We start from the raw sequence: 17,243 nt of genomic DNA, 5'->3' as shown, positions 1-17,243 counted from the left end.
TTTTCGACCAAGCTCTACAAATCAGGCTTGTTTCCCTTTTGTTCTCGCGTTAATCAGATGCCATGAAATTCTCAGCTCCCCTTGTCAGCGGCCGTCTGGTCAAACGATACAAGCGCTTCCTGGCCGATGTTCTTCTCGATGAGGACGGCTCGGAAATCACAGCCCATTGCGCCAACCCCGGGTCGATGCTCGGTCTGAAGGAGCCCGGGTCCCGGGTGTGGCTGTCGCAATCGGATAACCCCAAACGCAAGCTCAAATATTCCTGGGAAGTGATCGAGGCGGACGGCGCGCTGGTCGGGATCAACACCGCCCATCCCAACGGTCTGGTGGAAGATGCGCTGAAGGCCAGTATGGTGCCGGAACTCGACGGCTTTGCCAGTCTGCGCCGGGAAGTGAAGTACGGCAAGAACTCGCGGATCGACATCCTGCTGGAAGGCGCCGACGGCGGTCTCACCTATGTGGAGGTGAAGAACGTCCACCTGATGCGGGAACCGGGCCTTGCGGAATTTCCCGATTCTGTGACGGCCCGTGGCGCCAAGCATCTGGCTGAAATGTCGGACATGGTCGCCGAAGGTCACCGGGCGGCCATGGTTTTCCTGGTGCAGCGGCCCGATTGCGATCGCATGTCGCTGGCCCGCGATATCGACCCGAATTACGGGCAGGCGTTCGACGCGGCGCGCAAGGCCGGTGTGGAGGCCTATGCGATCGGTTGTTCGGTAACCGTCGAAGGCATCGAGGTCGACAAGCCCGTCCGGATCCTGGACTGAACCCGGACGGCGTCGTTTCAAATTCTACGTGGTCAGATCAATTCTGACGGACGACGATCTTGGTGCCGACGGGAACGCGGCTGTAGAGATCGATGATGTCCTGGTTGAGCAGGCGGACGCAGCCTGAAGACACCGCGTTGCCGATGGACCAAGCTTCCGCCGTCCCGTGAATGCGGTACAGCGTGTCCCGATTGCCCTCGAAAATATAAAGCGCGCGCGCGCCGAGCGGGTTGCCGAGGCCCGGCGGCATGCCGTTCCGGTACTTCTCCAGATCCGGCTCGCGGGCGATCATTTCCGAAGGCGGCGTCCAGGTCGGCCATTCCTTCTTGCGCGCGATCCTTGCCTTCCCGCCCCACCTGAAGCCATCTCGCCCGATGCCGACGCCGTAGCGCATTGCCTTGCCGTTTTCCATGGTCAGGTAGAGGAAGCGGTTCGGCGTATCGACGATGATCGTGCCGATCGTTTCCGGACTGGTGTAGTTCACGATCTGACGATAGTAGCGCGGGTTGATCTTGCTGAGATCGACGGCGGGTATCGGAAACCGTTCTTCCGGCATGGCGCGATACATGCGCAGGACATCGGGCGGATATCGCCGGACAGTGCCGGGCGCGGTTCGCGGGTTGGCCGGGGTGGGAGGGTAGGCCCCCTGCGTCGGATAGGTGCCGTATTCGGACGGATACCGGGCCATTTGCTCGGGCGTCGGATAGGGAATGCGTTCCCGATTGGCGGTCGAGCAGCCGGCGAGGATGGAGCTTCCGGCTCCGATCAGGAACGAACGTCGGGTAAAATTCATTGTCTAGCCTGTTTCCAAAGACGTCAGAGGGCGCTGCGGTAGTTTCGCCTCTGAAACTTTCCCGTAGCTTTGCTGAGAGATTCAACGCACGAAGCGCGAATGGGTTCAGGAGACGTCAGACTTTGGAGGCGGTGAGGCGACGCGCAGGGTCACACCGCTGACGGCTTTGCCTTCGCGTTCACGTCCAGGGGCTTGTTGTGTCGGACGTTTTGCATCCGGCAAAAACGCCAGATGTAGGGCCGGCTGGAGGCAGTTTCGTCCCTTGCACCGGCTCGAGGCCGTCTTGTCCGAATGGTTCTGCCGGGCGTCGGCCAGGGCTTGATGAATTGCACCGGAGGACTGAGTCATCTGGACGAGCGCGGCGGTGCCGGCGTTATCGAGCGATCGCGTGCCGGTCAGGACAGGGCCGCAGGCCATGACAATCAGCGCGGCCAGTGTCAGTGCCCGCGCTATCATTCTGCCCATACTGAACAATCCAGACCGTTGCATGCCGTCTGCATGGCCTGCAATTGTGGCCAGTCTGTGTATCGACCCGGATCAAATCCGCGTGAGGTTTATCCGGCGGAATCTTTTGCCAGCGGCGGCTGGAACTGCCAGCCCATGTCCCAGGGGAAATAGATCCAGGTGTCCTGGGACACTTCGGTGACGAAGGTGTCGACCATCGGGCAACCGATCGGTTTGGCGTAGACGGTGGCGAAATGGGCCTTGGGCAGCATCTCGCGCACGACCTTGGCCGTCTTTCCGGTGTCGACCAGATCGTCGATCACCAGGACGCCGCTGCCCTGACCTTCTTCAAGATCGACCACCTTCGGATCGACCGGCTTGATCACCTCGAGTGTGCCCTGGTTTTCGTAGTCGTGATAAGAGGCGATGCACACGGTCTCGATGGTGCGGATGCCGAGTTCGCGGGCGACGATAGCCGCCGGAACGAGGCCGCCACGGGTGATGCATACGATGGCTTTCCAGTCGCCCTGGCCGGACAGGCGCCAGGCAAGGGCGCGGGCGTCCCGGTGGAACATGTCCCAGGAGACCGGGAAGGCTTTGTTCTGTTGGTTGGATTCCATGGGTTTTCCTTCAACTATTGTCCGGCAGCCTCGCGGACCGCGTCCGCCACGGCATCGGCTGCCCGGTTCATAACGGTTTCGTCCCGTGAACGGACGACGATCTGGGTGGTGAAACGGCCGTCGGTCGCCCGCGGATAGGAGCCGATCAGCGTTTCGGGAAATGCGTTCTGAATGTCGCGCAGGCGTTCGGCGATCCGGCTTTCGGGCAGGTCCGCGTCGACGGTGCGCGACAGCATCTTCCGGCCGGTCTTCAGGGTCGGCGCGATCGCATCGAGCATCGCCTGCATGATGGAGGGAACACCGGCCATTACGTGGACGTTTTCGATCCGGAAACCCGGCGCCTTGGAAACGGCATTGGCAATCAGATCCGCGCCATCGGGAATTCGCGCCATGCGCAGCCTTGCCGGGGTCAGTTGGCCGGCGGGAAAGTGCGCTTCGAGGATCGCTTTCGCCCTCGGGTCGACGTCGATGCCGACGCCGAAGGCTTCAGCGATGCTATCGGCGGTGATGTCGTCGTGGGTCGGGCCGATGCCGCCGGAGGTGAACACATAGGTGTACCGGCTGCGCAGCGCGTTGACGGCCTCGACGATCCGCTCCGTCACATCGGGCACGATACGAACCTCGCACAGGTCGATGCCGATCGCGGTCAGATAGTCGGCCAGAAAGCCGATGTTCTTGTCCTTGGTCCGACCGGATAATATTTCGTCGCCGATGACGACAAACCCGGCTGTGACTTCTTCCTCTGCCTTATCCGCCGTCATGGCAGCCTCCCCGGAGATTGTTGGCCGGAAATTGTCGGCCGGAAATCGTTGGCCGGAATTTGGTTGGGGGAAGCCTTTAGCCCAGACTGAGGCGCGGCTCAAGGTTTCGCTGGGGGAATCCCACGGCACATACGGCCTAGGAGCGCTAGCGCGGCGGGGTCCAGCCGTAGATCCAGTCCTGGCGGGCGGACAGACGGTCGGCGGTCATGAGCTTCATCACGGTGTCGCGGCCGAGGGCCATCGGGCCACTCAGGTGATAGATGCGGCCGTTTTCGGCGGCCGTCTCCTGCACCTTTTTTACACGCTTCCGGCGGGCTGCCTCGTAGGCCTTCAAGACGGCCCGGATATCGGTTGCGGATGGCGGGAAGAGATGGGCGAGGACGGCCGCGTCCTCGATCGCCATGGCCGCACCCTGGGCGGCAAACGGCAGCATGGCGTGAGCGGCATCTCCCAGGAGCGCGATCTTGCCGTCGCTCCAGGGACCGTTCGCATCGACGCCGCACAGCGCCCATTTGAGCCAGCTACCCGGCTTTTCCAGCAGGGCTTTTACGCCCGGGGCCCAATTGCCGAAGTGACCGAGCAGGGTGGCGCGGTCCGCCGTTGCCGACCAGCCTTCCTCGGTCCATCTTTCGGGGACCAGAGCAACCAGGTTGAATTCCCGGCCTGCACGGATCGGATAGTGAACCAGATGGGCGTTCGGGCCGAGCCAGAGGCCGGTACGGGAGAGCAAGTCTTCATCCACGTGTTCCGCGGGCAGGGTCGCCCGATAGGCCGTCAGACCGGTGTATTCCGGCTGTTTATGACCGGGGACCCGTCCGCGGATCCTGGACCAGACCCCATCGGCACCGATCAGGGCCTTGGCCGGAATCTGGGAGAGGATGTTCCCCGTCTGGACATGGCATTGCACGATGCCGTCGGGCGTGTCGCCGACCTCTATGATCTCGCTGCCCAGCCGAACCTCGATTCTGCCTTGTTCCAGGGCGCGGTCGAACAGGGTCTTCTGCAGATCGGCGCGGTGGACAACGAGGTAGGGGGCGCCATGGCGCTCCGCGATCCGATCGCCGAGATCGATCCTGGCGATTTCACGGCCCGTGCGGCCGGACCCGATGCGGATTGTGCGGGGCGCGACCGCATAGGGCATCAGGCGGTCCAGGACGCCGAGATCGTCCAGGACGCGGCAGGCATTGGGCGACAGCTGCAGTCCGGCGCCGACCTCGGCCAGCTCGCCCGCCCTTTCGACGACAAGCACATCATGCCCTGCGGCGCCGAGCGCCAGGGCCGCACTTAGTCCGCCGATCCCTGCACCGGCGATGACGACTGGAAGGTCCATGTTGGGTGCCGGAGGTTTCCGGTCAGGCTGCTTCCGGGGTCCAGATGCAGTCGTTCGGTGAGGATTCGGTAGGTTTCAAGGTTGCGTCGTACTTGTAGAGCGTGGAGCAATACGGGCAGACGACTTCGTCGCTGTCCCCCATGTCGAGGAAGACATGCGGATGATCGAAGGGGGGATTTGCGCCGATGCACATGAATTCACGTGCGCCGATCGCAATCGAATCGTGACCGCTGGTGTTCTGGAAGTGCGGGACGACATGATCCGCCATGGGGTCAATCCATTCCATTCGTGAGTGGGCAATTTGCAGCGGACCATACTGGTTTGTTCGGCAAAAGGGTAGAGGGGCAGGGAGGGGAATTATCGATTGTCCTGTCTGTGGAATGGGTCTCCGTTGTCGCGGCATTTCCCGGAGAGTGGCGTGAAGAAGGCTTTACCGGACGGCCTCATTGGACATAAGCTAACGGGCAATAAGGTTCCCTTTACGTAAGAGTAAATTCAAACGATGCCGCACTTTCACCTGGACGGACTCGATATCGCCTATCTGGACGAGGGTACAGGCGATCCGATCCTGCTTATTCACGGGTTTGCCTCCAACAAGACGATCAACTGGGTCTATCCGGGCTGGGTGGATCTTCTGGTGAAATCGGGCCGTCGGGTGATCGCCGTCGATAACCGAGGTCACGGCGAAAGCAGCAAATTCTACGACCCTGCCGCCTATGGTGCTCCGATCATGGCGGAGGATGCCCGCAAGCTGCTCGATCATCTCCGTATCGAGCGGACGGATGTCATGGGCTATTCCATGGGCGCCCGCATTTCCGCCTTCCTGACGCTCAATCATCCGGACCGGGTCAACCGGGTGATTTTCGGTGGACTGGGCTACGGCATGATCTCGGGTGTCGGCGATCCGGAGCCGATCGCGTCGGCCTTGGAGGCGGAGCGGTTGCAGGACGTGACCGACCGCACGGGCCGGGCTTTTCGGGCCTTTGCGGACCAGACTCAATCCGACCGGCTGGCGCTGGCTGCCTGCATACGCTCCTCGCGGCAGAAGATTTCCGAAGCCGATGTCGCAGGTATCACGCGTCCGGCTCTGATTGCGGTCGGAACCAAGGACGATATCGCCGGGTCGCCCCAACGACTGGCCGACTTGATGCAGGATGCGCGGGTCCTGGAAATCCCGAACCGGGATCACATGGTCGCTGTCGGCGACAAGGTCTATAAGCAGGGCGTTCTGGATTTTCTGGACGGGAGTGAAGCATGACGGGCGAGCGCGTTGAATTCATCGGAAATGAAAGCAACAAGCTGATCGCGGACCGGTATGGAGAAAGCGGCCAGCCGGTTATCCTGCTTCATGGTGGCGGTCAGACCCGACATTCCTGGGACGCGGCGGCGGAAAGCATCGCCCGTCAGGGACATGTGGTTTACTGCCTGGACCAGCGCGGCCATGGGGAAAGCGCATGGGTGCCGTCCGGGAACTATGAATTCCATGACTATGCCATGGATCTGATCGCGGTTGCGGACCGGGTGGCGGCGCTTCACGGAGCGCGGCCGGTCCTGGTCGGGGCCTCTCTCGGCGGACTGGCCGGCATGATGGCGGAGGGCGACCTCAAGACCGGCGCCCTGGCTGCTCTTGTTCTGGTGGATGTCACTCCGCGGATGGAGCTGGGCGGGGTCAGCCGGATTCTGGGTTTCATGGCCGAGCGGGTCGAAGAAGGCTTCGCAACGGTCGAGGAAGCCGCCGATGCCATCGAGCTTTATCTGCCCAACCGCAAGCGGCCGAAGGATCTTTCGGGCCTGTCGAAGAACCTGCGCCTGCATGACGACGGCCGTTACCGCTGGCATTGGGATCCGAAATTCATCGCAGCCAAGCACGGCAACGACAACGGTCATGCGATCGAGACCCAGAAAACCATGCTGAAGGCGGCGGCCAATCTGAAACTGCCAGTTCTTCTCGTGCGCGGACGGAATTCCGAACTCGTCTCGGAAGAGCATGTGAAGGAATTCATCGAGTTGGTTCCCCATGCGCATTCCGCCGACATCAAGAATGCGGGGCATATGGTTGCCGGCGACCGGAACGATATTTTCGCGGAAGCCGTCCAGTCGTTCCTGGACAAGCTGTTCAGGAACGCCGAAGCGTCTTGAAACTGCCAGAAACTGCCTGAATTCAGGGGCTTATGACGCGTTTCGGAAGTTGCGCTCCGGATAGGGCGGTCTCCTCCCGACAAGAGGGGGCCGGCTTGCCTCGGCTTCCTTTGTTATCCGTATTTTTAACAGGGTCCTCAGAAATCGATTCAACGCGAGTGCCCGTCGGCTTCGTTGATGCGGAGTGGAAAACGCGAGTCTTTTCAGGGTCTAACGCGCATGGATTGAGATCTTGATTCCTGTTTCTCGAAGATCGAATCAAGTGCTGTTGAGAAACGGATTCAACTTCCGGAAAATACAGGCGATCGTTTTTCCAGAAAGGCGTCCCGGCCTTCCACGACATCCGCACTTTCGAAACAGTCCAGAGCTGCTTCCCTGGCCCGGGCGAGAGCTTCCGGTTCGCGGCCGGCGGCGAAGGCGTTGATCGCGCGCTTGGCCGCGCGCAGGGTCAGCGGTGCATTGTTGCCAAGGGTCCGGGCGAGGCTTTCGATGCGGGCCTCGAGGGCGTCCTCGGTCACTGCCTCGTCCACCAGGCCGATGCGGAAAGCCGTCTCTGTGTCGATGCGTTCCGCGGTGAAGAGTAGCCGCTTGGCGGCCGACGGGCCGATCGGCTCGATGATGTCGGCGATGGCTTCCAACGGATAGGCAATGCCGAGGCGGGCGGCGGGAATGGCGAACAGGGCGCCTTCCGCCGCGATGCGCAGATCGCAGGCAAGCGCGATCCCCAGACCGCCGCCCAGGCAATGGCCGCGGATCATCGCAATGACCGGTTTCTCCGCGTGTTTGAGCGCCTTGAAGGCGGCAACGTTGATCGCGTCGTAGCTTTGCGCTTTTGTGCCGTCGGACCGGGTTTCGGCGAATTCGGAAATGTCCGCCCCAGCACAGAAACTGGTGTCGCCCGCTCCACGGACGACAATCACGCGGACTTGATCGTTCCGGACGAGGTCATCGACCGCAGCCGGCATGTCCTGCCACATGGCAAGGCTCATGGCGTTGCGCCTCGGCGCGTTGTCGATGATCAGCCAACCCGTGGAACAGGTCACTTCCGTGCGCAGGGATCCGGATGATTTCGAGGTGGTTTCGGCTGTCGTCACGGTCATGAGGAAGACTTTCACGTGGGTAAAATTAAGCGCAAAGAAACCAGCCTGAAGGAGCTCCGGCAAGTTTGACTTTGGAATTAGCCGCAGGCGTCCTATCTTAGGGCAACCACTTATTACGGCTTGAAAAGGAGACAAGCCATGTCGAACCCGTCCCCTCGGCAGAATGCGGCCAATCTGGCGCTTCACGATCCGGTCTGGCGTCAGCTTCGGGAAGAGGCCCAGGCCATGGTTGCCTGCGAGCCGGCCTTGTCTTCGTTTGTCTACGAGACCGTGTTGAACCACGAAACGCTGGAGGAAGCGGTCGTCCACCGTCTCGGTGATCGTCTGGGACGCGATATCGTGTCCGCCTCGCTGATCCGGCAGACCTATCTGGAAGCGTTGGCGTCCGAGCCCGAGCTTGCGGAAATCTTCCGGGTGGACATCGTCTCTGTCTACGATCGCGACCCGGCCTGCCACCGGCTGCTGGAGCCGGTGCTCTATTTCAAGGGCTTTCATGCGCTTCAGACCCACCGGCTCGCCAACTGGCTGTGGCGGCAGGGACGCGAGGACTTCGCGCTCTATCTGCAAAGCCGGTCTTCGGAAGTCTTCCAGGTGGATATCCATCCAGCGGTTCCCGTCGGGCGCGGGATCTTCATCGACCACGGCACCGGCGTCGTCGTCGGCAGCACGGCCTCGATCGGCGATGATGTGTCGATCCTGCAGGGTGTGACCCTCGGCGGAACGGGCAAGGAAGGCGGCGACCGCCATCCGAAGATCCGCAACGGCGTCCTGATCGGTGCCGGAGCCAAGGTTCTCGGCAATCTGGAGATCGGCCATTGCTCGCGCATTGCTGCCGGGTCGGTGGTTCTCAGCCCGGTGCCGCCCAACACCACGGTTGCCGGCGTGCCGGCAAAGATCGTCGGCAAGGCAGGCTGCGCAGAACCCTCGCGTTCGATGGACCAGCTCATCGAGGCGGAGAATGCCGGCAAGGCTGCCGTCAAGGAAGACGGGGAAAGCTGACGAAGACGGTTGGCTTGAAGCAAAAGTTCTGTAGGGTCCGCGTCAGAACCCACTCATTGATTGCGCAGGAGAAGCGACGTGAAACCCGATGAAATCCGAAAGCTCGAAGCCTATCTGAAACAGAAATTCGAGCTGGATCGCATTCAGGTCAAAGCCCGTCCGCGCAAGGACGACTCGGCGGAGGTTTACATCGGCGACGAATTCGTCGGCGTTATCTTCCGTGACGACGAGGACGAGGACCTGAGCTGGAATTTCCAGATGGCGATCCTTGAGATCGATCTGGACGAGGTCTGAGGACTTACCGGTCCGGACTTTTATTTTTTCCTGATTTCGAGCGCGCGGACCAGTTCAACGGCCCGCCGCTCCAGCCTTCCCCAATTGGCCAGATGCGCCTCTTCGAAGCGGTAGGTCAAAAGCAGCTCGCCGGACAGCTCCCGCTGTGCGGTGCAGATGGCGATCGTATCGCTCAGGGATTGACGGCAACGGGCGATGAACCCGGTCTCGCTGCCCGGCTCATAGACAATCTGATCCCGGGCGCCGATCGGGCTTGAAAGTGTCAGGACCCTGAGGCCTGCCGGACCGGCTCCCTCTTTTCCCCTGGCCAAACGTCTGTAGACCGGATCGAGCCTGTCGCGCATGGTTTCTCCGCGCGCGTTCCTGGCGATATCCAGAAGCACCACGTTGGAGCCTTCTCCGAAGGCCGCGAACTGGTCCGCCTTGTCCTTTTTAAAGCCGGACATGGTGGGCCATATCACGCCCAGATGCAGGGCCGACAGGTGCTCTCCCGTTTGTTTGACGCCAAGCCGCTGGGCCGGGGCCCGGATCATGTTCACGGGGACTTCGAAGGCCTGGCCGCCGACGAAAACGGTCCGGCTTCCGGGCTCGTCAGCCCATTCCATGTCCCCATTCCAGTATCCCGTCCAGCGGGCGGCCAGATACAACACGTATACCAGGGCCAGCACTGCCATGGCGGCCGTCAAATAGGTGAAATACCGCGGGCTGACGCCGCTCGAGGCGGGGAGCACAAGCACGGTCAACGACCGGCTCCCGGCGTTTCATATTGGCCGGACCATGTGCCTGAACCGTCTCGATGGGAGACGGCTGTCCCGAAACGGGATGGGATATCGCTCATCATTTCCAGCATGGGCCAGGATTTCTGTCCGGATTGGCAGGAGGGCTGGCCGAGACTCAAAACGGCACGGCGCTTGCACTTGACCCTTAACAAATTCTAAAGCAGCTTCAGCTTGTAAAAGTTAACAAAGGGTTAATGTTGTGTTGTTCCAGCTTTTCGTCGCGCTGTACATTGGTTGTGCGGGGTTTGTCTCAGCAGGCGTAATTGGCAGCTTTTACCAGTTGGTGACCGATCAGCCGCCGCGTTTCAATTTTGCCGTGGATAGCGTGATTGGCACGATCGCCGCCATCGGTGTGTGTGTACTTGCCGGTCCCTTCATCATCATGCGCAATGCCATTCGCGGCCGCCGAATCGAAGGCAGACCGATCGGCTGGCTGGTCGCCTCGTCTACGATCGCCGGCATGTGGAGCATCTGCTCTGGCCTTCTGGTCATGCAGTGCGCCTTGAGCATTGCCGGCAAGTTCTAACCGGCACGAAGCAAAAGGGAGGGGAAACGCAATGCCGATTTACAGCCTGGAGGGCGTTCAACCGGAATTTCCAGACGACGACCGCTACTGGGTCGCTCCGGATGCCGATGTGATCGGACGTGTTCGGCTCGACCGGGATGCGAGCGTCTGGTTCGGTGCGGTGCTGCGCGGCGACAATGAGCTGATCCATATCGGGGAACGCTCGAACGTCCAGGACGGCAGCGTGTTTCACACCGACATGGGCTCCCCGCTTACCATCGGACCCGATTGCACGATCGGCCACAAGGCGATCCTGCACGGCTGTACCATCAAGCGGAACTCGCTGGTGGGCATGGGGGCAACGATCCTGAACGGCGCGGTGATCGGCGAGAATTGCATTATCGGTGCTAATGCCCTCATCGGCGAAGGCAAGGTGATTCCGGACAATTCCCTGGTCGTCGGCATGCCGGGAAAGGTGATCCGCCAGCTGGATGCGGAGGCGGCCGAGGGCATCACGAAATCCGCCGCAGGCTATGTGCGCAATTGGCAGCGGTTCAAGGCGGGACTTTCGCCGGTCTGACCGGCTGTACCCTCGAATATCGCCCGGAGGCGACCGAAAAAGGACGGGAGCCGGCTTGCGGGGGCTAGCCGACTCCCTGGACCCGGTCGTGGTAGGGATGGGGAGGGTGGGGACGCGACCGGATCTTCCCGTTGCCCCGAAGGGCAATCCTCCAATTTCTATTTCCTGGCGTCGGGCAAGCCCGTCGGGCCGAAGCGCCGTGCCAGGCTTATTCGCTCACGCTACTCACCGTCGTGACCCGCGTGTCCGCGATACCTGTCCATTTCGCCGGAGCGCGCGTGGACTGGCGCTTGATGTATCTGTACGGCGTGGAATACCAGGGCAGGACCGCTTCGATCTGGTTGTCGAGGATCATGTCCCCCTGATCGGTGCGCACGGTCAGCACTGCGTGGCCGGCATTCTTCACGTCCTTGGCGACCGTGATCAGAAGCGCGCTTCTCGGCCAGCCTGCGGCAATGAGTTCGCGCTGTTTTTCGAGGACGTATTCCTCGCAATCGCCCGAACCGTTCACCGGATAAGTCCAGTATTCCGGCTTCCCGAAATTCTCTTCATCGGTCACCGGCCTGATCCGGCTGTTGATCTTGTGGTTCAGCGCGATCAGCTCATTCCATCTTTCTTCCGTCAGCTTGACCACGACCGGCGCGTTGGTGCCGCCCTGGCATTCACTGCGGTTCTCCCTACAGAACTGCACATGCCCGACTGGCGCTTTGACGACGGTGTCCATGGCCATGAAACGGCTCGGCGAGGCCTCTGCTGTCCATGAGGTCACTGCGGTTAAAAGAAGAACTGCAGGTATATAAGTGTACTTCTGATGTAATTTCATTGTAACGCCCTCCCCAAGGCTGACGTAACAATGACAGATGCGATTTTATTTCTTGAGAATTTAAAATATAAATCAAGAATAAAACTTTAGTTGGATTTGATCATTACTTTAGTAAATGTGTAATCTACTTTGAATTTAATTTGCTTCTTAGTTGAGTAAAATTGTTCCTATCTTCTGCAAGTCTCTGAAGAAAAGAGGAAATCACCGGAAACAGGAAGGTGGAGATCTGGCCTCGGACCATCAATGCGATGTCCCGGGCGCCAGTAACCAGCTGTTCCGCTAAGGTGAAACAGGGTGTTTTCCGGGATGTTTTTCTGAGAGAAAATTCGCTGCCAGGTGCACGCAAGGTTACCAAATCCCGAAGGGAATACCCTTCCGGTTTCCTTTACGGCAGATTTAAAGGTGCAGGCATGGTGGAAGCCGGAGCAGCTCCGCTGGTTGTTCAGCTGCTGAGCCGCTTACAATGTAAGAGAGAAGAAAGACCCGGACCGGTCAGTCGCCACTGGAAATATGATGTTCCAGCAGTTCCCGGTTCTGGATGGCCGCGAACTCCACGGCGATGCCGCCTTCGATGCGGCGAACGACACGGGCGCGCATCTTGCCAAGTGCGATGCTGTCGCCGGGCTCCGGCTGAACGTCGGTGGCAAGAGCCGCACCGGAAAGGGACACGTCGATGATCCGGCACATGTGTTCCGAACCGTCCGGCAGGACGATCTTGGTGATCGGGTTCTTGGGAACGAAGCGATCGTGCCGGCGGTCTTCGGGCAGATTGAGCTCGTCGCGGTTGGCGAGCCAGGTCAGGACATTGGCAATCTTGTCACGCTTGCGCGGCGTATTGCGCAGTTCGACCGCAAAGCCGCCGTCGAAGAGGCGTGCAATCCGGCCTTCCACGCGGCTCAGGTGGTCGAGATAGGCAACGACCCGTTCGCCGACGCGACCGGAAACGGGTGTGATCATGGCCATGCCGCCGGGCGACATGTCGATGACCTGGCACGGATATTCGCGCCGGTCTTCAAGCATGAAACGGCCGAGAATATTTACGGATACACGCTGATGCCGACGCCGGTCCGTTGCCTGAAGCGTTCTGCTTCCATCGGTTGCTGTAGCCAATCCGGCGCCCATGCGTCTAATACCCGTTTGCCCCTACGCCTGACACGTATTCCGGGAACGGGCGTCATCGCACACGTCCCAAGGAATCGCAGTTTACGGGCGTGGGGTTAACGATATGTAAGGCGCCGCTACTTCCGCTTACGATTTTCCGCCCGAATAGACCGTCAGGTGTCCTACCTGGCGTTCAGCACCTTGGGGAAGGCTGGAATGCGGCAGATTCATGCCTTCCGCGGTAAAGCGCGGCAGGATGGGATTGACGCCTTCGCCGGGCTTGAGGAAATACGGCCGCTCATCCGGCCAGACAAGACGCAGGCTGGTGATCGACTGGTTCAAAATGGGATGCAGACCGAGCCAGTAGGGGCGTTCCATCGGGGTGGAGGAGCCCAGGATCCGGATGCGGCCTTCGCCGGGAACATTCAGCGGCAGAAGCAGCATTTCCATATGCAGTTGCTGCTCCCGTTCGGTGTGGCCGGCCACTCCGATGACGGCAGCGGCCGCATCCTCGGTGATGGCGGCAATCAGGCTGGCGAGAGCCTCGCGATCCTTCTCGCTCCAGCCGCGCAGGAAATTGCGGCCTTTCAGTTCCCGGCAGTGTGCCGAGCATAGGCGCGTTCCGGCGAGCCGGTAGCGCACGTCATGAGGCGAATTCACTTCGAGGATGAACGTATCGCCCAAGAGCGACCGAATCCGGCCGGGATCGATTTCGCTGCGGTTGGGGGCAGGACGCGTTCCGCGCAGATCGTCCCAGTACTTGTAGAGTGTTTTGGTTACGCCGTTCTTCATCTGACTATGCCCCTGTCTTAAAGAGCGGTGCCGAAATCGAGCGGGTTACGACCGCCTGTCCGAAATCGGGACACCTTCGCTTCTGTCTCCGTGTTTGGGTCCTGTTAAGCAGAGGGCGTGCCAAATGGCGCAAAACCGGCGAAATGGGTGTGCGTCACACTTAATTAAGGTTAACGATTGCTTATCGTTGCCAAGAGGGCGGGACTTCGGCACCTTAATATTGCGTTAGGCAATCGGGGCTGCATTTGGGGGCTGGCCCCTTGAGGGCCTGACCGGTGGAGTTTCCTTAAAGGTTGCTCCGGGGGAGCGTGGGGACGCGACCAGCCATCGTCATGTTGGCACAAACGCCTGTCACCGAAACCGGTGGCAGGCGTTTTCTTTTGGGACGCTGGACCGCCCCGCGCGGGGTTTGTCTCCGCATGCCTTGCCATCGCCCTCATTTGACGTGCATGTTGGCGGCGTCACAGAGAAGGCCCGAGATGAACCAACACGTTTTCGAACCCGGACGCGGCGAGCCCGAAGAGCGAGGGCCCGAGCCGGCCTTCAACCTGCCCAAGGTGGTGGTCTGGCTCGCCGGGATCATGATCGTCCTGTTCGTGCTGCAGACCTACGTGTTCTCCACGCCGCTGAACAATGACATCATCATCTATTTCGCTTTCTGGCCGCTGCGCTACCAGCCGGAAGTTCTGGCGACGGGAGCGGCTCCCGGTGGACTTGCCGCCGATGTCTGGACCTTCGTTACCTATGCGTTTCTGCACGGCGGTGTTACCCACATTGCCTTCAACATGCTGTGGATGATCGTTTTCGGAAGTGCGGTCGCACGCCGGTTCGGGGCTCTGCGGTTCCTGCTCTTCTCGGCACTTTGTGCTGCTGGCGGCGCGGCGATGCATCTGGCCACCCATTTCGACGGGCAAGCACCGATGATCGGGGCTTCTGCCGCGATTTCCGGGCACATGGCGGCCGCAGCTCGGTTCGTGTTCGAGCTGGGCGGCCCCGCTGGCGTGATCCGGCGGACGGACGATGCGGCATTCCGGGTGCCCGCGGCTCCGTTGCTGCAGTCCTTCTCCAACAGGTCCGTGGTCGCCTTCTTAGGTGTCTGGTTCGGGATGAACTTTCTGTTCGGCCAGATCAATATGCCCATGGCCGGTGGCGCGGGCACAATTGCCTGGGAGGCGCATATCGGCGGTTTTCTGGCCGGACTGCTCCTTTTTCCCCTGATCGATCCCGTGCCGCGCAGACGGTATTAACATTCCTGAACTGCGACACTTTGCCTCGCTCGAATAATTTGTCATGATACCCGACCGGATGCCGCACGTCGGTGTCCCCTCGACGATACGGGAGGAGTTGGCAAATGACCGTTGGCATTATCTTGCAAGACAAAGGACACGACGTGATTACGGCACGCGGGACGACGCCGCTGCGCGATATTTGCACTACGCTCGCGGAAAAGGGGATCGGTGCCATCCTGGTGACCGATGCGGCCAATCACATCGAAGGCATCATTTCCGAACGCGATATCGTCAAGATGCTGGCGGCCAAGGGTCCGGCTTCACTCGATATGCCGGCTTCAAGCGTCATGACTACCTCTGTCGTCACCTGCGGTGAAGAGGACGCGATCATGGACGTCATGTCCAAGATGACCTCGGGCCGGTTCCGCCATGTTCCGGTCCTCAGGGATGGCAAGGTGGTGGGTCTGATTTCCATCGGCGACGCGGTCAAATACAGGATCGCCCAGGTCGAGATGGAAGCCGAACACATGCGGACCTACATCACCATGGCGTAGGGGGCTAACGTTTCGTTCGAGCGCCTGGTTCTGGCAGGGCCGCCAGCGACTCCGTTGCGTATTTATGAGGTCCATGCCCCTTGCTCCTGTCTCCCCCCTTGAGGGGGAGAAGGGAACATGAGGCTCGGGGGTGCCTTCTTTAGCCGGCCGTTTATCTTGGGAGTTTCCCCCACTCACCTCATGGCCGGTGTCTTATCTCTTACGCGCCGTAGACGTCCTTCGGGTCGTAGACGCGGTCTTTTTCCACCCGTTCCAGACGGAAACTGCCATCGTCCTCCCGGACGATCTTGCGGAAGAAGCAGGAATTGAAACCGGTGTGGCAGGTGGCACCGTTGCCGGCGACCTCGACCTTGAGCCAGATGGCGTCCTGATCGCAGTCGGTGCGGATTTCCTTCACATGCTGGATCTGGCCGGAGGTTTCGCCTTTTTTCCAGTAGCCCTGACGGGACCGGCTCCAGTACCAAGCTTCGCCGGTCTCGATGGTCCGGCGCAAGGCTTCGGCATTCATGTAGCCGACCATCAGCACGTCGCCCGTGACATGGTCGGTCACCACGGCGGCAATCAGGCCGTCGCCGTCGAATTTCGGCTGGAGAACCGCGCCGGTCTCGATTTCGGTCTTGTCGCCGCGCTCGGCGAAAATGGACGTGCACACAGGTAAATTCCCTCGCATAGGGTACGGACCCACAAAATTCCGCTTTCAGGCGTCAATCCGGCAAAGGAAAGTGAGAAAAAGCCTGCAGAACCATGTGTGTGCATGGTGCAAAGGCTTTGACGCGGCTTTCCGCAGCCGGATAGGCGTCCTTCGGATCGATCAGGAAATAGCCGCCTCCTGCGTTGCAAAATCTTAAAAACCTGCCGGGCTTTCTGCGATTTCTGCGCCTTGGATACAGCTATTTCCTGATCGACCTGAAAACAGAATTTTATGGGTCCGTACCCTAAATAGGGCGGGGGCTGTTACCGGCTCCCGCCGCGGACCAGGCTCATGAACTTGGCCTGCTCGGCCGGCTCGTCCTGGAAAACTCCGGTGAACTGGGTGGTGATGGTGGACACACCCTGTTTCTGCACCCCGCGCATGGTCATGCACTGATGCTCGGCCTCGAGCATGACGGCAAGGCCGCGCGGTGCGATCGTGTCGTCAATGGCGGAAGCGATTTGCGAGGTCAAGTGTTCCTGTGTCTGCAGCCGCTTGGCAAAGATGTCGACCACGCGCGCCAGCTTGGACAGGCCGACGACGCCGTCCGCCGGATAATAAGCGATATGGGCCTGGCCGATGAACGGCAGCATGTGGTGTTCGCAGAAGGAATTGAAAGGGATGCCGCGCACCATGACGATGTCCTGGTAGCCGCCCACATCCTCGAACACCCGCTCCAGATGGGAGAAGGGATCTTCAAAATAACCGGCATAGAGCTGCTCAAAGGCCTTGACGACCCGTTTTGGCGTGTCCAGCAACCCTTCGCGCTCCGGATCGTCGCCGGTCCAGGCAAGAAGCGTCCGCACGGCGGCTTCCGCTTCCTCGCGGCTCGGACGCTTGAGCTGATCGGGAGCCTTGCGCTCGAATTTCTTTCCGACTTGCTTGAGGACTGCGTCCATTTCGATTCTCGCTACCTTGCCCTGGTTACCCGTCATACGCTTT

22 protein-coding genes are annotated in these 17,243 nt (G+C 60.5%); 9 read left to right on the top strand and 13 right to left on the bottom strand.

Features of this window, described 5'->3' with window-relative positions; translation table 11 throughout:
- Window positions 1–62: 62 nt before the first annotated feature.
- Window positions 63–767: a DNA/RNA nuclease SfsA gene (gene sfsA, locus ABIN98_RS10965; protein ID WP_346909901.1), complete on the top strand. Its 705-nt coding sequence runs from the start codon at window positions 63–65 to the stop codon at window positions 765–767.
- 37 nt (window positions 768–804) lie between these two features.
- Here sfsA and ABIN98_RS10960 read toward each other — a convergent pair whose 3' ends face one another.
- From ABIN98_RS10960 to ABIN98_RS10935, 6 genes are all read right to left on the bottom strand, one after another.
- Complete coding sequence (locus ABIN98_RS10960) at window positions 805–1,560, bottom strand: L,D-transpeptidase (RefSeq protein WP_346909899.1); 756 nt, start codon at window positions 1,558–1,560, stop codon at window positions 805–807.
- A gap of 105 nt (window positions 1,561–1,665) precedes the next feature.
- Window positions 1,666–2,025 carry a hypothetical protein gene (locus ABIN98_RS10955; protein ID WP_346909897.1) on the bottom strand — a complete coding sequence of 120 codons (360 nt, stop codon included), beginning with the start codon at window positions 2,023–2,025 and terminating at the stop codon, window positions 1,666–1,668.
- Window positions 2,026–2,114: 89 nt separating this feature from the next.
- A complete protein-coding gene (gene gpt / locus ABIN98_RS10950; RefSeq protein WP_346909895.1) occupies window positions 2,115–2,624 on the bottom strand; it encodes a xanthine phosphoribosyltransferase in 510 nt (169 codons plus the stop codon).
- Between the two features lie 14 nt (window positions 2,625–2,638).
- Window positions 2,639–3,385 (bottom strand): molybdopterin-binding protein, encoded by a 747-nt coding sequence (locus ABIN98_RS10945; protein ID WP_346909893.1) that lies wholly within the window; start codon window positions 3,383–3,385, stop codon window positions 2,639–2,641.
- A 145-nt stretch (window positions 3,386–3,530) separates the two neighbouring features.
- Complete coding sequence (locus ABIN98_RS10940; protein WP_346909891.1) at window positions 3,531–4,715, bottom strand: FAD-dependent monooxygenase; 1,185 nt, start codon at window positions 4,713–4,715, stop codon at window positions 3,531–3,533.
- 22 nt (window positions 4,716–4,737) lie between these two features.
- A complete protein-coding gene (locus ABIN98_RS10935; RefSeq protein ID WP_346894849.1) occupies window positions 4,738–4,983 on the bottom strand; it encodes a zinc-finger domain-containing protein in 246 nt (81 codons plus the stop codon).
- A gap of 234 nt (window positions 4,984–5,217) precedes the next feature.
- Between ABIN98_RS10935 and ABIN98_RS10930 the strand changes: the two genes are divergently transcribed.
- On the top strand, window positions 5,218–5,973 hold the full coding sequence (locus tag ABIN98_RS10930) for an alpha/beta hydrolase (protein ID WP_346909889.1): 756 nt from the start codon (window positions 5,218–5,220) through the stop codon (window positions 5,971–5,973).
- A complete protein-coding gene (locus ABIN98_RS10925; RefSeq protein ID WP_346909887.1) occupies window positions 5,970–6,854 on the top strand; it encodes an alpha/beta hydrolase in 885 nt (294 codons plus the stop codon). Before ABIN98_RS10930 ends, ABIN98_RS10925 begins: the two co-directional genes overlap by 4 nt.
- Before the next feature lie 281 nt (window positions 6,855–7,135).
- Here the strand turns inward: ABIN98_RS10925 and ABIN98_RS10920 are convergent, their stop codons facing one another.
- Entirely contained in the window at window positions 7,136–7,954 is an 819-nt protein-coding gene (locus ABIN98_RS10920) for an enoyl-CoA hydratase (protein ID WP_346909885.1), read from the bottom strand.
- A gap of 138 nt (window positions 7,955–8,092) precedes the next feature.
- Between ABIN98_RS10920 and cysE the strand changes: the two genes are divergently transcribed.
- Together cysE and ABIN98_RS10910 are read left to right on the top strand one after the other, a co-directional pair.
- Entirely contained in the window at window positions 8,093–8,953 is an 861-nt protein-coding gene (gene cysE, locus ABIN98_RS10915) for a serine O-acetyltransferase (protein ID WP_346909883.1), read from the top strand.
- A gap of 78 nt (window positions 8,954–9,031) precedes the next feature.
- Window positions 9,032–9,247 carry a DUF3126 family protein gene (locus ABIN98_RS10910; RefSeq protein ID WP_190292886.1) on the top strand — a complete coding sequence of 72 codons (216 nt, stop codon included), beginning with the start codon at window positions 9,032–9,034 and terminating at the stop codon, window positions 9,245–9,247.
- A gap of 20 nt (window positions 9,248–9,267) precedes the next feature.
- Here ABIN98_RS10910 and ABIN98_RS10905 read toward each other — a convergent pair whose 3' ends face one another.
- On the bottom strand, window positions 9,268–9,990 hold the full coding sequence (locus ABIN98_RS10905; RefSeq protein WP_346909881.1) for a hypothetical protein: 723 nt from the start codon (window positions 9,988–9,990) through the stop codon (window positions 9,268–9,270).
- Window positions 9,991–10,225: 235 nt separating this feature from the next.
- Between ABIN98_RS10905 and ABIN98_RS10900 the strand changes: the two genes are divergently transcribed.
- On the top strand, window positions 10,226–10,552 hold the full coding sequence (locus ABIN98_RS10900) for a DUF6949 family protein (protein ID WP_346909879.1): 327 nt from the start codon (window positions 10,226–10,228) through the stop codon (window positions 10,550–10,552).
- Window positions 10,553–10,583: 31 nt separating this feature from the next.
- The gene (locus ABIN98_RS10895; protein WP_346909877.1) at window positions 10,584–11,111 is read left to right on the top strand and encodes a gamma carbonic anhydrase family protein; all 528 of its coding nucleotides are present in this window, start codon (window positions 10,584–10,586) and stop codon (window positions 11,109–11,111) included.
- A gap of 208 nt (window positions 11,112–11,319) precedes the next feature.
- Here ABIN98_RS10895 and ABIN98_RS10890 read toward each other — a convergent pair whose 3' ends face one another.
- The 3 genes from ABIN98_RS10890 to ABIN98_RS10880 all read right to left on the bottom strand — a co-directional run bounded on the left by ABIN98_RS10890 (window position 11,320) and on the right by ABIN98_RS10880 (window position 13,827).
- Window positions 11,320–11,841, bottom strand: coding sequence for a transglutaminase-like cysteine peptidase (locus tag ABIN98_RS10890; RefSeq protein WP_346909875.1), 522 nt, complete (start codon window positions 11,839–11,841; stop codon window positions 11,320–11,322).
- Window positions 11,842–12,426: 585 nt separating this feature from the next.
- A complete protein-coding gene (locus tag ABIN98_RS10885) occupies window positions 12,427–13,056 on the bottom strand; it encodes a PilZ domain-containing protein (protein WP_346909873.1) in 630 nt (209 codons plus the stop codon).
- A 126-nt stretch (window positions 13,057–13,182) separates the two neighbouring features.
- Window positions 13,183–13,827 (bottom strand): PAS domain-containing protein, encoded by a 645-nt coding sequence (locus ABIN98_RS10880; RefSeq protein WP_346909871.1) that lies wholly within the window; start codon window positions 13,825–13,827, stop codon window positions 13,183–13,185.
- Between the two features lie 479 nt (window positions 13,828–14,306).
- On the opposite strand from ABIN98_RS10880, the gene ABIN98_RS10875 reads away from it, so the two are divergent.
- Window positions 14,307–15,074, top strand: a complete 768-nt coding sequence (locus ABIN98_RS10875; RefSeq protein WP_346909869.1) for a rhomboid family intramembrane serine protease — start codon at window positions 14,307–14,309, stop codon at window positions 15,072–15,074.
- Between the two features lie 104 nt (window positions 15,075–15,178).
- On the top strand, window positions 15,179–15,610 hold the full coding sequence (locus tag ABIN98_RS10870) for a CBS domain-containing protein (protein ID WP_346909867.1): 432 nt from the start codon (window positions 15,179–15,181) through the stop codon (window positions 15,608–15,610).
- A gap of 199 nt (window positions 15,611–15,809) precedes the next feature.
- Here ABIN98_RS10870 and hisI read toward each other — a convergent pair whose 3' ends face one another.
- Together hisI and folE are read right to left on the bottom strand one after the other, a co-directional pair.
- On the bottom strand, window positions 15,810–16,262 hold the full coding sequence (gene hisI / locus ABIN98_RS10865; protein WP_346909865.1) for a phosphoribosyl-AMP cyclohydrolase: 453 nt from the start codon (window positions 16,260–16,262) through the stop codon (window positions 15,810–15,812).
- A gap of 302 nt (window positions 16,263–16,564) precedes the next feature.
- On the bottom strand, window positions 16,565–17,200 hold the full coding sequence (gene folE, locus ABIN98_RS10860) for a GTP cyclohydrolase I FolE (protein WP_346909968.1): 636 nt from the start codon (window positions 17,198–17,200) through the stop codon (window positions 16,565–16,567).
- Between the last annotated feature and the right edge of the window lie 43 nt (window positions 17,201–17,243).

It is taken from the genome of uncultured Roseibium sp. (genome assembly GCF_963675095.2).
Lineage (GTDB): Bacteria > Pseudomonadota > Alphaproteobacteria > Rhizobiales > Stappiaceae > Roseibium.
The sequence above is the reverse complement of the archived record's forward strand: the minus strand, read 5'-3'. Positions and strand labels throughout refer to the sequence as shown.